At 70.0% G+C, this 14,726-nt stretch carries 12 protein-coding genes and 1 pseudogene; 5 read left to right on the top strand and 8 right to left on the bottom strand.

The window, feature by feature from the left end; all coding sequences use genetic code 11:
• Positions 1-5: 5 nt before the first annotated feature.
• The 4 genes from OG349_RS17665 to OG349_RS17650 all read right to left on the bottom strand — a co-directional run bounded on the left by OG349_RS17665 (position 6) and on the right by OG349_RS17650 (position 2,871).
• Positions 6-770 (bottom strand): WbqC family protein, encoded by a 765-nt coding sequence (locus OG349_RS17665; RefSeq protein ID WP_327235530.1) that lies wholly within the window; start codon positions 768-770, stop codon positions 6-8.
• A complete protein-coding gene (locus OG349_RS17660) occupies positions 739-1,407 on the bottom strand; it encodes a YdcF family protein (protein WP_327235529.1) in 669 nt (222 codons plus the stop codon). Before OG349_RS17660 ends, OG349_RS17665 begins: the two co-directional genes overlap by 32 nt.
• Before the next feature lie 14 nt (positions 1,408-1,421).
• Positions 1,422-2,522, bottom strand: coding sequence for a helix-turn-helix domain-containing protein (locus tag OG349_RS17655; protein ID WP_327235528.1), 1,101 nt, complete (start codon positions 2,520-2,522; stop codon positions 1,422-1,424).
• Between the two features lie 196 nt (positions 2,523-2,718).
• Positions 2,719-2,871, bottom strand: coding sequence for a hypothetical protein (locus tag OG349_RS17650; RefSeq protein ID WP_327235527.1), 153 nt, complete (start codon positions 2,869-2,871; stop codon positions 2,719-2,721).
• Between the two features lie 134 nt (positions 2,872-3,005).
• Here OG349_RS17650 and OG349_RS17645 point away from each other — a divergent pair, with 134 nt between their 5' ends.
• Positions 3,006-4,127, top strand: coding sequence for an adenosylhomocysteinase (locus OG349_RS17645; RefSeq protein ID WP_327235526.1), 1,122 nt, complete (start codon positions 3,006-3,008; stop codon positions 4,125-4,127).
• Positions 4,128-4,132: 5 nt separating this feature from the next.
• Positions 4,133-4,675, top strand: a complete 543-nt coding sequence (locus OG349_RS17640; RefSeq protein WP_327235525.1) for an NUDIX hydrolase — start codon at positions 4,133-4,135, stop codon at positions 4,673-4,675.
• 223 nt (positions 4,676-4,898) lie between these two features.
• On the opposite strand, the gene OG349_RS17635 is transcribed toward OG349_RS17640, so the two are convergent.
• The 3 genes from OG349_RS17635 to OG349_RS17625 form a co-directional block, all read right to left on the bottom strand.
• Positions 4,899-5,114, bottom strand: a complete 216-nt coding sequence (locus tag OG349_RS17635) for a hypothetical protein (RefSeq protein ID WP_327235524.1) — start codon at positions 5,112-5,114, stop codon at positions 4,899-4,901.
• Positions 5,115-5,245: 131 nt separating this feature from the next.
• A complete protein-coding gene (locus OG349_RS17630; protein ID WP_327235523.1) occupies positions 5,246-6,544 on the bottom strand; it encodes a M18 family aminopeptidase in 1,299 nt (432 codons plus the stop codon).
• A 182-nt stretch (positions 6,545-6,726) separates the two neighbouring features.
• Positions 6,727-8,553, bottom strand: coding sequence for an acyl-CoA dehydrogenase (locus OG349_RS17625; protein ID WP_327235522.1), 1,827 nt, complete (start codon positions 8,551-8,553; stop codon positions 6,727-6,729).
• 236 nt (positions 8,554-8,789) lie between these two features.
• Here OG349_RS17625 and OG349_RS17620 point away from each other — a divergent pair, with 236 nt between their 5' ends.
• The 3 genes and pseudogenes from OG349_RS17620 to OG349_RS17610 all read left to right on the top strand — a co-directional run.
• Positions 8,790-9,275, top strand: coding sequence for an SseB family protein (locus tag OG349_RS17620; RefSeq protein WP_161307010.1), 486 nt, complete (start codon positions 8,790-8,792; stop codon positions 9,273-9,275).
• Between the two features lie 164 nt (positions 9,276-9,439).
• The gene (locus OG349_RS17615; RefSeq protein ID WP_327235521.1) at positions 9,440-10,396 is read left to right on the top strand and encodes a pirin family protein; all 957 of its coding nucleotides are present in this window, start codon (positions 9,440-9,442) and stop codon (positions 10,394-10,396) included.
• An 81-nt stretch (positions 10,397-10,477) separates the two neighbouring features.
• Positions 10,478-11,569: pseudogene (locus OG349_RS17610) on the top strand (AI-2E family transporter); the annotation flags it as partial.
• An 800-nt stretch (positions 11,570-12,369) separates the two neighbouring features.
• Here OG349_RS17610 and OG349_RS17605 read toward each other — a convergent pair.
• Entirely contained in the window at positions 12,370-14,661 is a 2,292-nt protein-coding gene (locus OG349_RS17605; RefSeq protein ID WP_327235520.1) for an ATP-binding SpoIIE family protein phosphatase, read from the bottom strand.
• Between the last annotated feature and the right edge of the window lie 65 nt (positions 14,662-14,726).

The following is a 14,726-nucleotide window of genomic DNA, read 5'->3' as shown; positions in this document are numbered from 1 at the left end:
CGCGTTCACTGCGGCGGCAGAAGGCCGTGATCCAAGGCAACTCTCCGCAGGCACGCGGCCAGATCTCGCGGGCCGAGTGCCGCCAACGCCCACATGGCACTGAGCCGTCGGCTGGAGGACCACATGGTGGTCGTCGGCGGCCGGAACGGTACGACGGCGATGCCGTCGGCGGCGAACGGTGCCGGGTCGAGGTAGGTCATGCCACCGGTCCCGCACACGTACGCGCGGGCTCCGGTTACGGCGGAGAGATCGGCGAGCCTCTGGGAGCGTCCCGGGCGGGAAGGCAGATCGCTGCTTGTGAGGATCTGGCCCTGCCAGCCGAGGATGTCGAGCAGAACGCGGGTGGAGGTCTTGGCGACGATCGCGGTCCTGCCGGTGCCGAAGGCGTTCAGTACGGGGTCCATGGCCTGTGTGAGTACCGGCCAGTGTGTGCTCCCTCCGTAGTGCTGCCGCAGCATCCCGGCGGTCTTCCGGCGGGTCCGGTCCGGATCATCGATCAACGCGTCCCTGATCAGGGTCGGCCGTCCGTGGGGAAGGCGTGTGGGAACGGTGAGCCACTGCGAACGGTTCGGCCCATCGAGGGCACCGAGGCGGGCTCGGTGCTGGTAGTCGCGGCGGGTGAACTGCACATCGTCCAGGACGATCCAGTAGTCCGCCGCGAACAGCTTCGCCAGTGTGGTCAGTCTCGGGAACAGATTGGGCTGGTGAATTGCGCACAGCCCGCCCGGTCGGGGCAGGTCAGGAAGAGATGAGACGGCTGGTGAAGCCATCCTGGATGAGGGATTCGTACGCTCCATGGACGTCCTCCGGGACCTCCTGCTCGATGGCGAATCCGAGCTTCGGATACTCGATGACCCGCTGGAGGTCGCCGACGAGCATGTCCAGGACGAGCTTCTCGTCGCCGATGGACTTCACGTAGTCATCGAACTCCAGGGGCTCCGACGCGCAGAGGATCTCGACGTCGGGCCACAGCTTTCGGGCGGTCGCGAACGACCGCCGTTCCATGTAGGGCTTGGAGACCAGCAGCACCGTCGCCGGGGTGATGCCGGCAGCGGCGAGGACTTCTCGGGAGAGAGTGATGTTCTGCCCTGTGTTGCCGGCCTCCGGTTCCAGCAGGATCGCCTCGGCGGGGACGCCGAGGCCGATGGCGTGCTCGCGGAAGTGGACGGCCTCACCGCGCGGGAAGACCTTGGCGGTGGTGGGGCTGTTGCCGCCGGTGAAAACGAGAGTCGGAAACAGCCTGGCGCGGTACAACTCGACGGAGTGGGTGGCGACGCCCAAGTCGTGGCTGCCCAGCCCGATCGCCACGTCGACCGGCCGAAGCCGGTGATGCATCTGGTGGTAGTCCCAGATGAGCGCGGCCCGGCGCCACTGGTCCTCCGTGATGGCCTGCTGGTTGTCTCTCACACGTTTCTCCCTGGTCACCGTCGCCGGGGCCCGGTCGGCCCCTCGTTCATGGCCTTGACGCCCTCGATACTGCGCAGTTGGTGTACGAGTCCGTACTGCGCGGCCGCGCGGGTGGCCCGATCGAGGACGTGGTGTCCATCATCCCGGGTCGCCGCGTCGGAGAGCAGGATGTGGCCGTGAGCGGTGTCCAGCCGTACGCGTTGCATCGGAGAGTCGGTGGCCCCGCTGCTGCGGGCGATGTCGATGAAGTACAGGGCTTGGGTGAGGTCGCCGGCGCCACGGCGGGCGAGGGCGAGTTTCTGGTGAGCGACCGACCAGTCGTCGGGTTCGGTGAGGTCCTCGAAGTCGCGGGTCGCGGCCCGCATGACGCGGGTCGCGTAGTCGTGGCGACCGTTCTTGCTCAGCGCCGTACCCACCCACAGGCGGGCCCTGGCGCGGTCCCGGCGGGAGAGCCGGTCGTCAACCGCGAGCGTTTCGTAATGGCGGGCGGCAACCTCCAGCCTGCCGGACATTTCCGTGATCACCGCGAGGGAGAGGTCGAGCTGGGCGACACGACGCGGGATGTCGAGCTGGGTGAAGACCGCGCGAGCTCCAACGTAGGAGTGCTGGGCGGAGAGTGGGCCGAGCACCACCCCTTGGTCACGTTTGAGATCCCCGAGCAGCGCCGTCGAGCGAGCGAAGAGGTACAGGCCCTTCTCATCCAGTCTTTGGGCGTTGAACCGCACCAACCAGCGGCTGAGCAGGCTGTCGGCGAAGACGAAGTTCTGACGGGAGAGAGCGACCACGACACGGTCCAGGTCATCGGCCCACGATTCGTACTCCCAGGCTCGGGGACCGACGGCGGTGACGCGCCGTCCGGCGCCTTGCACGGTGCCCGCCATCTCGGACAGGAGTGTCTCGAAGCGCAGGTGGGCGTGGGCGTCCGCGCGTCCTAGGGCCGTGTCGAGGATGGCCTGGGTGTCGGGTCTGGGCTCGGTTTCGGCACGCTTGCTCTCCCACTTCGAGACCGTCGCGACGGCCACGCCGAGGTGCTCGGCAAAGGCCCGCACACTGAAGCGCAGGGCGAGACGCAGTGCCCTGGCCTCCAGGCCGGTCCAGTGGTGCACGGTCGCCACGCTCACTCCCTTCCACCGTCATCGAAGCAGACACGTGTAAGGGGCGGGACAAAAGTGGAACGGAAGTAGAACGGAGGGTGATTGGCCGGAAGTCCGGCAACCTCCATGCTCAGGATCGTCACCACGTGCCGACCCTCTGGACGGTCCCCCGCATGCAACCCCTCACGGAACATCGCCCGGTCAGTGGGCCTGTCGTCTACGGTTTTCTGCGGCTGGTGCGCGTCTCCGAAACCCGGCGGGCGGCGCTGGTCGCCTCGCTCGCCGAGTACTGCCGCAGCCACGAGCTTGAGCTGTCCGGGGTCTTCACCGACCGCGAGGCGAGTGCCGACGCCGATTCTGTGGCCTTCATCGGTCTCCTGGACGCGTTGGCCTTGCCGGACGTCTACGGCGTGCTCGCCCCGGCCCCAAGCTTCGGCCAGTGGTCTCGCGTGCCGCCCGGAACCTCCTGCAAGGCCCCGGTTGTACGGATGAGAGGGAACTGCCATGGAAACCTTCGAACGCGCGAGGCTGGACGCCTACTTCGCCCGGATCGCATCCCAGTTCGCCCCCGACGAGCTGACCTCCTCGTTCCTGATCACCCACCTGTTGTCCGAGCGCCCGGCATTCGTCCGCGCCGTTGCCGCGATGTCCCGGCTCACAGCTGTGCTGCCCAAGCCGAAGTCCGTCCACCCGGCTGCCCAGCGCGAGACCGAGCGGACCGTCGCTGTCGACACCCTGACGCGCGAACTGTTCACCGACCCGGACACCGCGCTGGACTACTTCGAGTCCCGGGCCGCCGGGGAACCCATCTCCCTCCTCGACGTCGGCGGCTACTTCGCCCCCACCCTCACCGACCTCCACAGCCACTTCACCGGACGCCTGGTCGGCGTCGTCGAGGACACCGAGAACGGCCATCGCCGCTACGAAGCTCTCGACAAACTGCGCTGCCCCGTCATCTCGGTGGCCCGCTCCCCGCTCAAGGACCCCGAGGACTACCTCGTCGGCCAGTCCGTCGTGTTCTCCACCGAGGCCGTCATGCGCGGCCGCGGCGACATCCTCCATGGTCGCCCCGCCCTCGTGATCGGCTTCGGCAAGCTCGGCTCCTCCATCGCCCGGCTCCTGCATGCCAAGGGTGTTCAGGTCACCGTCTTCGACATCGACCCCGTACGGCGTACCCAAGCCCTGTCCCAGGGCTTCACCGTCGCCCGCGACCGCGAGAGCGCGCTCACCGGTGCCGGCCTGGTGCTCTGCGCGACCGGCGCGGTCTCCCTGCGCGGCGAAGACTTTTCCCACCTGCGCAATGGCGCCTACGTCGCCACTGTCACCTCCAGCGAGGACGAGCTCGACCTCGCAGGCCTACCGGACGTCTACACCCGCACGGTCGTCGGCGACCACATCACCCGCTTCCAAACCATCGGCCATTACTTCTATCTGGCCAACGGCGGCAATGCGGTCAACTTCATCCACGGCGCGAGCGTTGGGCCGTTCATCTTCCTGATCCAGGCCGAAATCCTCGCCGCGATCAGGATGCTCACCCGCAGAGATCTCGCACCTGGCATCCACGAGGTCCCCGCATCCGACCGCGAGGCCATCGCGGCGACCTGGCTCTCCTACTTCAACAGGTGATCACCATGCCCATCACGGCCAACCACATCCGCACCACCCTCACCGCGTACCTCGACCAGCACCCCGAGGACAAGCACGAGATCGACATCGTTCAGGGCCTCCTCGACAGCGGCGACGACCTCACCAGCCGTGAGTCCCTGCCGGGACACGTCACGGCAGGCGCGATCCTCGTCGGCCGCGACGGCCGTGTCCTGCACATCCTCCACAACGCCACCGGGACATGGCTGCTGCCCGGCGGCCACATCGAGTCCTCCGACCACACGCTCCTGCAAACCGCCGGCCGTGAACTCGCCGAAGAGACCGGCATCCCGCCCTACGCCGTCACCCCGCACAGCGAGACCCCGCTGCACATCGACGTCCACCCCATCGACGCCAACCCCGCCAAGGACGAGCCCGCCCACCAGCACTTCGACTTCCGATTCCTTTTCCGTACCACCGCCGACATCGGCGAACTGCAGACCGAAGAGGTCACCGACGCCATGTGGCGCACGGTGGAAAGCCTCATCGACGAGCGGCTGAAGCAGCGGGTCACCAGGGCGCTTCTCTGACCTCGGTGGCGGCGTCGACGTCGTCCGCTTTCGGGGCCTCGGCCGCTCTCCCTGCACACAGACACGCCCCGCCGACGAAGTACCGGCGGGGCGTGTCCGAGCGACGCGTGGCTGTCTGTGGGGTCAGGCGGCGACAACCACCGGGAGCGCTCGGAGCCGGAGCGGTGCGCCCGGATAGGCGCTGGGGGCTTGGCCACAGCCGCCCCCGAGCCAGGGGCCTGGGTCAGAAGCCCCTGCGGTCGTCCTGTTGGACCACCGTGGGGGCGACCACGGCGCGCCTGCGGCGGGCGATGCTGGTGAAGGTGGCTATGCCGATGATGCCCACCGCCATCATGATCAGGCCGACCAGGTCGACGTTCACGCTGTCGGAGTGCCAGTCGGTCGCGAACGTGAGGATGGCTCCTACGCCGATGAGTCCGATACATCCACCGATGCCCATGAATTCCGCCTCCTGTTGACCGTTGACAGTTGGCCGTTCCGGGCCTGTGCCTCGGGTACCCCGGTCCGGAACAGCCATGCGGGAGGCGGAAGTTCGTCTTGCGGGGAGGGGCTCCCGGGCTCGGTCCTCGCTCAGCCCTCCAGGAAGGCGACCAGCGTGTTGGCCAGCATGTACGGGTCGTCCGCGCCGCACAGTTCGCGGGCGCTGTGCATCGACAGGATCGCCACGCCGATGTCGACCGTCTGGATGCCGTGCCGGGCTGCGGTGATCGGGCCGATCGTCGTGCCGCACGGCATCGAGTTGTTGGAGACGAACGACTGCCACGGCACCCCCGCCTTCTCACAGGCAGCCGCGAACACCGCCCGGCCGCTGCCGTCCGTCGCGTAGCGCATGTTGACGTTGACCTTGAGGATCGGGCCGCCGTTGGGGCGCGGCCGGTGCGTCGGGTCGTGGCGGTCGCCGTAGTTGGGGTGCACGGCGTGGCCCGTGTCCGACGACAGGCAGACCGTACCGGCGAAGGCCCGCGCGCGGTCCTCGTACGTACCGCCCCGGGAGAGCACCGAGCGCTCCAGCACCGTACCCAGCAGCGGGCCGTCCGCGCCGGTGTCCGACTGTGAGCCGTTCTCCTCGTGGTCGAAGGCGGCGAGGACGGGGATGTGGGGGAGGACGCCGCCGCCGGGGCCGGCGACCGCGGCCAGGGCCGCCGTCGCAGCGTGCACGGACAGGAGGTTGTCCATCCGGGGTCCCGCCACCAGCTCCTCGTCGCGGCCCAGGTACGAGGGGCGCTCGATGGCGTGCGGCATGAGGTCCCAGCCGGTGATGTCGTCGGCCTCGACGCCGGTCTCCTCCGCCACGAAACGGATCAGGTCGCCCTCCTCGGGCTCGCCGAGCCCCCAGATCGGCTGCATGTGGCGCTGTCTGTCGAGCTTGAGGCCCTCCGTGTTCACCGACCGGTCCAGGTGGACGGCGAGTTGGGGGACCCGCAGCAGCGCGCGGTCGACGTTCACGAGCCGGTTCGAGCCGTCGCGCAGGGTGATACGGCCCGCCAGTCCGAGGTCGCGGTCGAGCCAGGTGTTGAGCAGCGTCCCGCCGTAGATCTCGACGGCGATCTGCCGCCAGCCGTACGAACCGGTGTCGGGAAGGGGCTTGACCCGCAGGTTCGGCGAGTCGGTGTGCGCGCCGACGATCCGGAACGGGGTGTGCGGACGGGCGTCCTCCGGTACGAACCAGGCGATGATCGCGCCACCGCGCAGGACGAACTTCCCGCCCGTCGTCCCGTCCCAGGCGTCCGTCTCCGCCACCTGCCGAAACCCGGCCTTCTCCAACCGCTCCGCAGCGTTGGCCACCGCGTGGTACGGCGAGGGGCTGGCCGCGAGGAAGGACATGAGGTCGTCGGTGTGGCCGCGGTCGAAGCGGGCGGAAGTGCTCATGGGGTTCACCATAACGACGGGGCGTGACAGTGGGATCGCCCCAGGTTGTTACGGGGAGAATGCGGGGTGGGTACGGGGGCGGGGAGCCGGTCGTGAGCGGCCGGAGGACCCGGACGCGCCGCTGGACGCCTCCCCGGGGGGAGGCGTCCAGCGGTCGGCCTGCCTGGTGTGCCCGGATGCGCTCAGAACGCCGACTCGGGCAGCTCCATCAGCGAGTTGTCCACCGACTCCGCGAGTGTGCGCTGCGCCGACACCCCGGGCAGCACGTTCGCCGCGAAGAACTTCGCCGCCGCGATCTTGCCCTGGTAGAACGCCACGTCCTTCGCCGCCGCCGTCTCCAGCTTCTCCGCCGCGACGGCCGCGCCGCGCAGCAGCAGGTACGCGACGACCACGTCACCCGAGACCATCAGCAGGCGTGTGGTGTTGAGCCCGACCTTGTAGATGTTCCTGACGTCCTCGCCGGTGGCGGTGAGGTCCGCCAGCATCCGGCCGACGATCGCCTCCAGGTCGACGGCGGCCTTGGCGAGCGCGTCCCTGGCCGGCGCCAGGTCCGTACCGCCCGTGGAGACGGCGAGGAACTTCTTGATCTCCTCGGCGAGGGTGTTCAGCGCCTGCCCCTGGTCGCGGACGATCTTCCGGAAGAAGAAGTCCTGGCCCTGGATGGCGGTGGTGCCCTCGTAGAGGGTGTCGATCTTGGCGTCCCGGATGTACTGCTCGACCGGGTACTCCTGGAGGTAGCCCGAGCCGCCGAACGTCTGGAGCGACTGCGCGAGCTGTTCGTACGACCGCTCGGAGCCGTACCCCTTGACGATGGGCAGCAGCAGGTCGTTGAGCCCGGCGAGCGCCTTGACGTCCTCGCCCGCGGCCTCCTTGAGGGCGATCTCGTCCTGCACCGACGCGGTGTACATGACGAGGGCGCGCATGCCTTCCGCGTACGCCTTCTGCGTCATGAGCGAGCGGCGCACGTCGGGGTGGTGCGTGATGGTGACCTTGGGCGCGGCCTTGTCCATGAACTGCGCGAGGTCGGGGCCCTGGACGCGCTCCTTGGCGTACTCCAGCGCGTTCAGGTAGCCGGTGGAGAGCGTGGCGATGGCCTTCGTACCGACCATCATCCGGGCGAACTCGATGATGCGGAACATCTGGCGGATGCCGTCGTGCTTGTCCCCGATGAGCCAGCCCCGCGCGGGGCGGCCGTCGCCGAAGGTCATCTCGCACGTGTTGGACGCCTTGAGGCCCATCTTGTGCTCGACGTTCGTGGCCTTCACGCCGTTGCGCTCGCCCAGCTCGCCGGTTTCCCAGTCGAACTCGTACTTCGGTACGAGGAAGAGGGACAGGCCCTTCGTGCCGGGTCCCGCGCCCTCGGGGCGGGCGAGGACGTAGTGGAGGATGTTCTCCGACATGTCGTGCTCGCCGGACGTGATGAAGCGCTTCACGCCCTCGATGTGCCACGTGCCGTCGTCCTGCTGGACGGCCTTCGTGCGGCCCGCGCCGACGTCCGAGCCCGCGTCCGGCTCGGTGAGGACCATCGTGGAGCCCCACTGCCGCTCGACCGCGAGCGCGGCGACCTTCTTCTGGGCCTCGTTGCCCTCCTCGAAGAGGATGCCGGCGAAGGCCGGGCCCGACGTGTACATCCACACCGCCGGGTTGGCGCCGAGCACCAGCTCCGCGTACGCCCAGATCAGGGAGCGGGGGGCGGTCGTGCCGCCGATCTCCTCGGGCAGGCCCAGCCGCCAGTACTCGGCGTCCATCAACGCCTGGTAGCTCTTCTTGAAGGCCGCGGGGACCGGGGCGGTGTGGGTCTCCGGGTCGAAGACGGGCGGGGTGCGGTCGCCCTCGGCGAAGGACGCGGCCAGATCGTTCTCCGCCAGGCGGGCGATCTCGCCGAGGATGGTCTTGGCCGTGTCCACGTCCATCTCCGCGAACAGACCCGTGCCGTAGAGCTTGTCGCGCCCGAGGACCTCGAAGAGGTTGAACTCGATGTCGCGGAGATTCGACTTGTAGTGCCCCATGGCGACTGCTCCGTAAGGCTCGGGGAGGCGGATTCCTCAGACAGGTACCAGTTGGTAGCTCCGATGATGCTACCCATGGGTAATAAGATGCAACCCCGTCCGGACTTCTGTGACGAGGCCGACCGGGGGGCGCTCGGGGGCGTCCAGGGGCATCGGGGAGGCGCCGGGGAGCATCGAGGGGCATCCAGAGGCGGACCGGGCCCCTGCGGGCGCTGATTCTCAGTACTCTTGCGGTCATGTACGGCTACGACCAGACCCCGGGCGCTCAGCAGCAGTACGCGCACCCGCAGCAGCAGCCGCAGCAGCCGATGGGCGGTGTCGGTGTCGGCGGGTACGGCGAGCAGCCCCTGTATCCGGAACCATCGCCTCCGTCGCTGGGTGACGCCGTGCGGGCGTTCACGACCGGGTCGCTGTCGGCCGAGGACTTCCAGCAGATCTTCGCGACGTCGAAGGTCTACTGTCCGCGCGGCGACAACCCGGGGTTCCTGGCGCTGCACAACACGCAGCAGCCGGTGATCCCGATGTTCAGCACGCTCAAGGAGCTGCGCCGGTACGCGGGCAAGGAGTCGAAGTACTTCGTGATCACGGGCGCGGAGGTGATCGACCTGCTGCCGACGGGGTACGGCTTCGTGCTCGACATGGAGGGGGACCACCGGATGGTGTTCGACGCGAAGGCGGTCGAGCAGATGGTGGACTTCGCGATGAGGCGGATGTACGGCTGAGGGCTTCGGTTCTGCCGAGGGCTCGTACCGAGAGGTACGGGCCCTCTCGCGTACCCGGCGACAGGGCCGCGACGGCCGGGCGCGAGGGCCCGGGAATGAAGCGTGCCTTGCCAGATGTTCACCGTTCAACTAAATTGAGCGTTGACATCATCGAGGAGGACCTCATGCCCGCAGTGACCGTCGAAAACCCGCTGACCCTGCCGCGCGTCGCTGCCCCCGCCGACGCCGTGGCCCGTCCCGTGCTCGCCGTCTCGACGGCGCCCGGCGGCTTCGAGGGAGAGGGCTTCCCGGTGCGCCGCGCGTTCGCGGGGATCAACTACACCCATCTCGACCCGTTCATCATGATGGACCAGATGGGTGAGGTGGACTATCAACCCGGGGAGCCGAAAGGCACCCCGTGGCACCCGCACCGCGGCTTCGAGACCGTCACGTACATCATCGACGGCACCTTCATCCACCAGGACAGCAACGGTGGCGGCGGGACGATCATGAACGGCGACACCCAGTGGATGACGGCGGGCTCCGGCCTGCTGCACATCGAGACCCCGCCGGAGTCGCTCGTGCTGTCGGGCGGGCTGTTCCACGGCCTCCAGCTGTGGGTGAACCTGCCGGCGGCGGACAAGATGATGAACCCCCGCTACCAGGACATCCGCGGCGGCCAGGTGCAGCTGCTGACCTCGCACGACGGCGGTGCGCTGCTGCGGGTGATCGCGGGTGAGGTGGACGGCCACGAGGGACCCGGCATCACGCACACGCCGATCACGATGGTCCACGCGACGCTGCGGCCCGGCGCGGAGGTCACGCTGCCGTGGCGCGAGGACTTCAACGGGATCGCGTACGTGCTCGCGGGGCGCGGCGCGGTCGGTACGGACCGGCGGCCGGTCCACACCGGGCAGACCGCGGTGTTCGGGGCGGGCGGCTCGCTGACCGTACGGGCGGACGAGTCGCAGGACTCGAACACGCCGGATCTGGAGGTCGTGCTGCTCGGCGGGCGTCCGATCCGTGAGCCGATGGCGCACTACGGGCCGTTCGTGATGAACAGCCAGGCGGAGCTGAAGCAGGCGTTCGACGACTTCCAGGCGGGGCGGCTGGGGACCGTGCCGGTCCCGCACGTGCAGTAAGCAGGGTCCACCGGCCTCCGGTGCGGCGGGCGCGTCAGGCCGCCGGACCGGGGGCCGGCGTGGTCGGGTGGGCGGGTGAAGATGCCCTCGCCGTCGCCGCTGCTGCCCCGGGGTGCCTCGCGGTTCGCCGCCTGGTGCGGGGTGATCGTGCTGGCCGCCGCGGTGGGGGCGGTGGTGATCTGGCTGTCGCTGACGCTCAAGGCGGTCGTGACGCCGGTGCTGCTGGCCATTCTCGGTACGGCGCTGCTGGGCCCTGTGTACGGGTGGCTCGTCCGGCTGAAGGTGAACCGGTCGGTCGCGGCCTTTCTCACGTGCCTGTGTGTCGTGGTGGTGGTCGGCGGCGCGGGGTACATCGTCGTCAACGCGCTGGTCGACAACGGGAACCAGATCGTCGCGTCGGTGCGGGACGCGGCGAAGACGCTGTCGGAGCACTTCGGGTTCGCGGGGGCGTCGCTGGACGACCTCGCGAAGAACGCGAAGTCGCTGCTCTCGCGGTACGGGGCGACGGCGGCGTCCGAGGTGGTCAACGGGATCAGCCTGGTGGCGGAACTGATCGCCACGGCGGTGCTGGCGCTGCTCCTGATCTTCTTCTTCCTGCGGGACGGGGGGCGGATCGCGCGGGCGTTCCGCTCGCTGGCGCCGGCGTCGACGGGGGAGACGGTCGAGGCGATGGCCCGGCACGCGTTCCGGGCGGTGTCGGGGTTCATGCACGGGACGACGCTCATCGCCCTTATCGATGCCGTCTGCATTACCGCCGGGCTGCTGATCCTGCGGGTGCCCGGGGCCATCGGGCTCGGTGCGCTCGTCTTCGTCGGGGCGTACATCCCTTTTGTCGGCGCGCTGCTCTCCGGCTCGGTCGCCGTCCTGGTCGCGATCGCCGACCGCGGCTTTGTCATCGGGCTGTGGGTGCTGGCGGTGCTGATCGTGGTGGAGGCGGTGGAGGGGCACCTGCTCCAGCCCCTGATCCAGAGCCGTACGGTCCAGATGCACCCGGCGGTGATCCTCCTGGCGATTACCGCGGGGGCGGGGACGGCGGGGATTCTGGGGACGCTGTTGGCGGTGCCGCTGACCGCGGCGGCGCTGGGGGTCTTGTCGGAGGCCCGCCTCCGCATGGGCCCGGGCGGCCCGCCTCCGGGGGGCCCCGACACCCCTGGCGGAAGCGGTCCGCCTCCCCCGGAGGCCCCTGACGACCCGACTGCGCCGGGCGATGTGCCGCAACCTGCGGCCACGCTTGGTCCTCAATCGCCGGACGGGCTTGATATGGGTGCCCCGGATCGTGAATCCGCAGGTGAGCCGGCGCGGCCTGCGGCCTTGCCTTGTCCTCAATCGCCGGACGGGCTTGGAGTGGCCGACCCGGGTGGTGGGTCTGCGGGTGGGCCGGCGTGGCCTGCGGCCTTGCCTTGTCCTCAATCGCCGGACGGGCTTGGAGTGGCCGACCCGGGTGGTGGGTCTGCGGGTGGGCCGGCGTGGCCTGCGGCCTTGCCTTGTCCTCAATCGCCGGACGGGCTTGGTGTGGCTGGGCTGGGTGGTGGGTCTGCGGGTGGGCCGGCGTGGCCTGCGGCCGCGCTTGGTCCTCAAGCGCCGGACGGGCTTGATGGGGCCGTCCCGGGTCGTGAATCCGCACGTTCGCGTGGGTTCGGTGGCTCGGGGTGGTGGGAGCGGTGGCGTGGGTGGTTCAGGTGGGGGCGGGGGGCCCGGCGGAGCCGCTGACGCGGGGCGGGCGAATCAAGCCCGTCCGGCGATTGAGGACAAAGCGCGGCCGCAGGCCGCGTTCCGCGTCCAGCCGGGCCGGGAGTCGGCGGACCCGGTGACGCAGGGGCCCTGCCCAGCCCGTCCGGCGCTTGAGGACAAGGCGTGGACGTCGGCCGCGTCCGGTCAGGGTGGGCCCATCAAGCCCGTCCGGCGATTGAGGACAAGGCAGGCCGCAGGCCGCGTCAGGCGTCAGGGGCACCCACGCCAGGCGCCCCGCCGCTTCAGGCCTCAGGCCCGCCCGCCTCAGGCGCCCCCACGTCACGCGTCCGTCCCGGCAGGGAGTCGTCGGGCTCGTGGTCCTCCGACTCGTACAGCTCGAACCAGATCGACTTCCCCTCCCCCCGCGGATTCACCCCCCACGCGTCCGCCAGCACCTCCATCAGCACCAGCCCACGCCCACTGGAGGCGAGTTCGCCCGGCCGCCGCCGATGCGGAAGTTCGTCGTTCACGTCCGCCACCTCCACCCGCAGGCGGCGATCGCCGCGTTCGCCCGCCGCCTCGGCGACCAGCAGCGCGTCCCCGTCCGTGTGGACCAGGACGTTCGTGACCATCTCCGAGACCATCAGCACCGCCGCGTCGACCTGCTCGTCGTCCGACCAGTCGTGCAGCAGGTCCCGCAGCTGCCGCCGCGCCCCCGCGATCCGCTCCGGCTCCGCCTGCGCGATCGTCAGCGCCGTGCGCCGCGGCGGCGGCTGCCGGTCGGCGCGGGGCTGCGAGCCGTCCCTCGCGAGCAGGACGAGCGCGATGTCGTCCTCCCGGTGCTCCGGCAGCGGCCCGGTCATGTAGTGGGAGCCGGGGCCGTGCACCACGCCCATCAGCGCGTCCGCCAGCTCTTCCAGGGACGAGCCCGTGTCCCCCTCCAGCACCGGCCGCAGCCGGTCCCAGCCGGTCGCCAGGTCGTGGCCGCCCGTCTCGACGAGCCCGTCCGTGCAGAGCATCAGCAGCTCCCCCGGCTGGAGCGTGATCTGCGTCGTCGGATAGTCGGAGTCCGCCTCGATGCCCAGAGGCAGCCCGCCCGCCGTCTGCCGGATGAACGCCGTCCCGTCCGGCATGCGGAACACCGGGTCCAGATGCCCCGCCCGCGCGATCTCCAGCGTCCCGTTCTCCGGGTCGACCTCCATGTACAGGCAGGTGGCGAAGCGCGGGCCTGTCTTCTCGTACTCCTCGTCGGTCATGGTGGAGTCCGCGGAATCGTCCCCGGCCACGGTGTACGGCGCCACCGCCCCCGTACCTCCGTCGCTGTCCGGCCCCGGGAACTGCCGCATCCCCGCGAGGAACCGCGACGCCCGCGACAGCACGGCGTCGGGCCGGTGCCCCTCCGCCGCGTACGCGCGCAGCGCGATCCGCAGCTGCCCCATCAGCCCCGCCGCCCGTACGTCATGCCCTTGTACGTCCCCGATGACCAGCGCGAACCGCCCGCTGCCCCGCCCCTCCGCCTCGGTCGTGCCGCCCGGCAGCGGGATCATGTCGTACCAGTCGCCGCCGACCTGGAGCCCGCCGCCGGTCGGCACGTACCGCGCCGCCACCGACATCCCCGGGATGTCCGTGTTCAGCGTCGGCATCATCGAGCGCTGGAGCCCCAGCGACAGCTCGCGCTCGCTCTCGGTGACCCCCGCGCGCGCCAGCGCCTGCGCCAGCATCCGCGCGACCGTGTTCAGTACGGAGCGCTCGTCCGGCGAGAACGCCACGCGGTTCTTGAACGCGGCCATCCACGTGCCGAGCGTGCGGCCCGCGACGGTCAGCGGCAAGAAGGCCCAGGAGTTGCGCGCGAACGGCTCGATGCGCGGCCATATGCCCGGGTAACGCTCCTTGTACGCCTCCGCCGTCGGCAGGTAGATCGCCCGGCCCGTCCTGATCACCTCGGACGCCGGATAGTCGGAGGCGACCGTCAGGCCGGCGAAGTTGTCCGCGTCCGCCAGCGTGTTCCCGAGCAGGCCGACGATCCGCAGCGGCTCCTGCGACGGCGAGGTGCTGAACACCGCGAGACCGTCCGGCGAGAAGCCCGGCATGGACAGCGACGACGCGACCCGCAGCACCTCGGCCGTGGAGCGGGCCTCCGCCAGCGCCCGCCCGGCGTCGAGCAGGAACGCCTCGCGGGACCTGCGCCAGTCCCCGGTGATCGAGCCGCCCTCGATGGCGGTGCCGGGACGCGGCTCGGCGACCTCCTGGAGGGTGCCGATCAGCTCGTACACCTGGACCCCGTCGGGCAGCGTCCTGACGACCGGCTTGGACCGCGCCCGTACGGTACGGAGCACCCGGCCCTTCTCGTTCATGATCCGCAGCCGGGCCTCGGCGAGGGTCCCCTCCGTGACCGCGAGGCTGACGATGCCCTGGATCTCGTTCCAGTCCACGGGGTGGAAGTGGGAGCGCGCGCCCGACGCGGTGAGGGAGGCGGGTTCCGCGGGCAGGCCGAGGAGCCGGGCCGCCTCGGCGTCCAGGGTGACGCGGCCGGTCGCGTCGTCCCAGCGCCAGATGCCGGTCGCGATCGCGGCCAGGACTTCCTCGGTGCGCATTGTCACACTTTATGAACATCTGTAGAGCAAACGCCAATGAGGAGGCCTCAGCGGCGGGCGATAAG

Source organism: Streptomyces sp. NBC_01317 (genome assembly GCF_035961655.1).
Lineage (GTDB): Bacteria > Actinomycetota > Actinomycetes > Streptomycetales > Streptomycetaceae > Streptomyces.
Note: the sequence above shows the minus strand (reverse complement) of the source record. Positions and strands in the feature narration are given on the sequence as shown.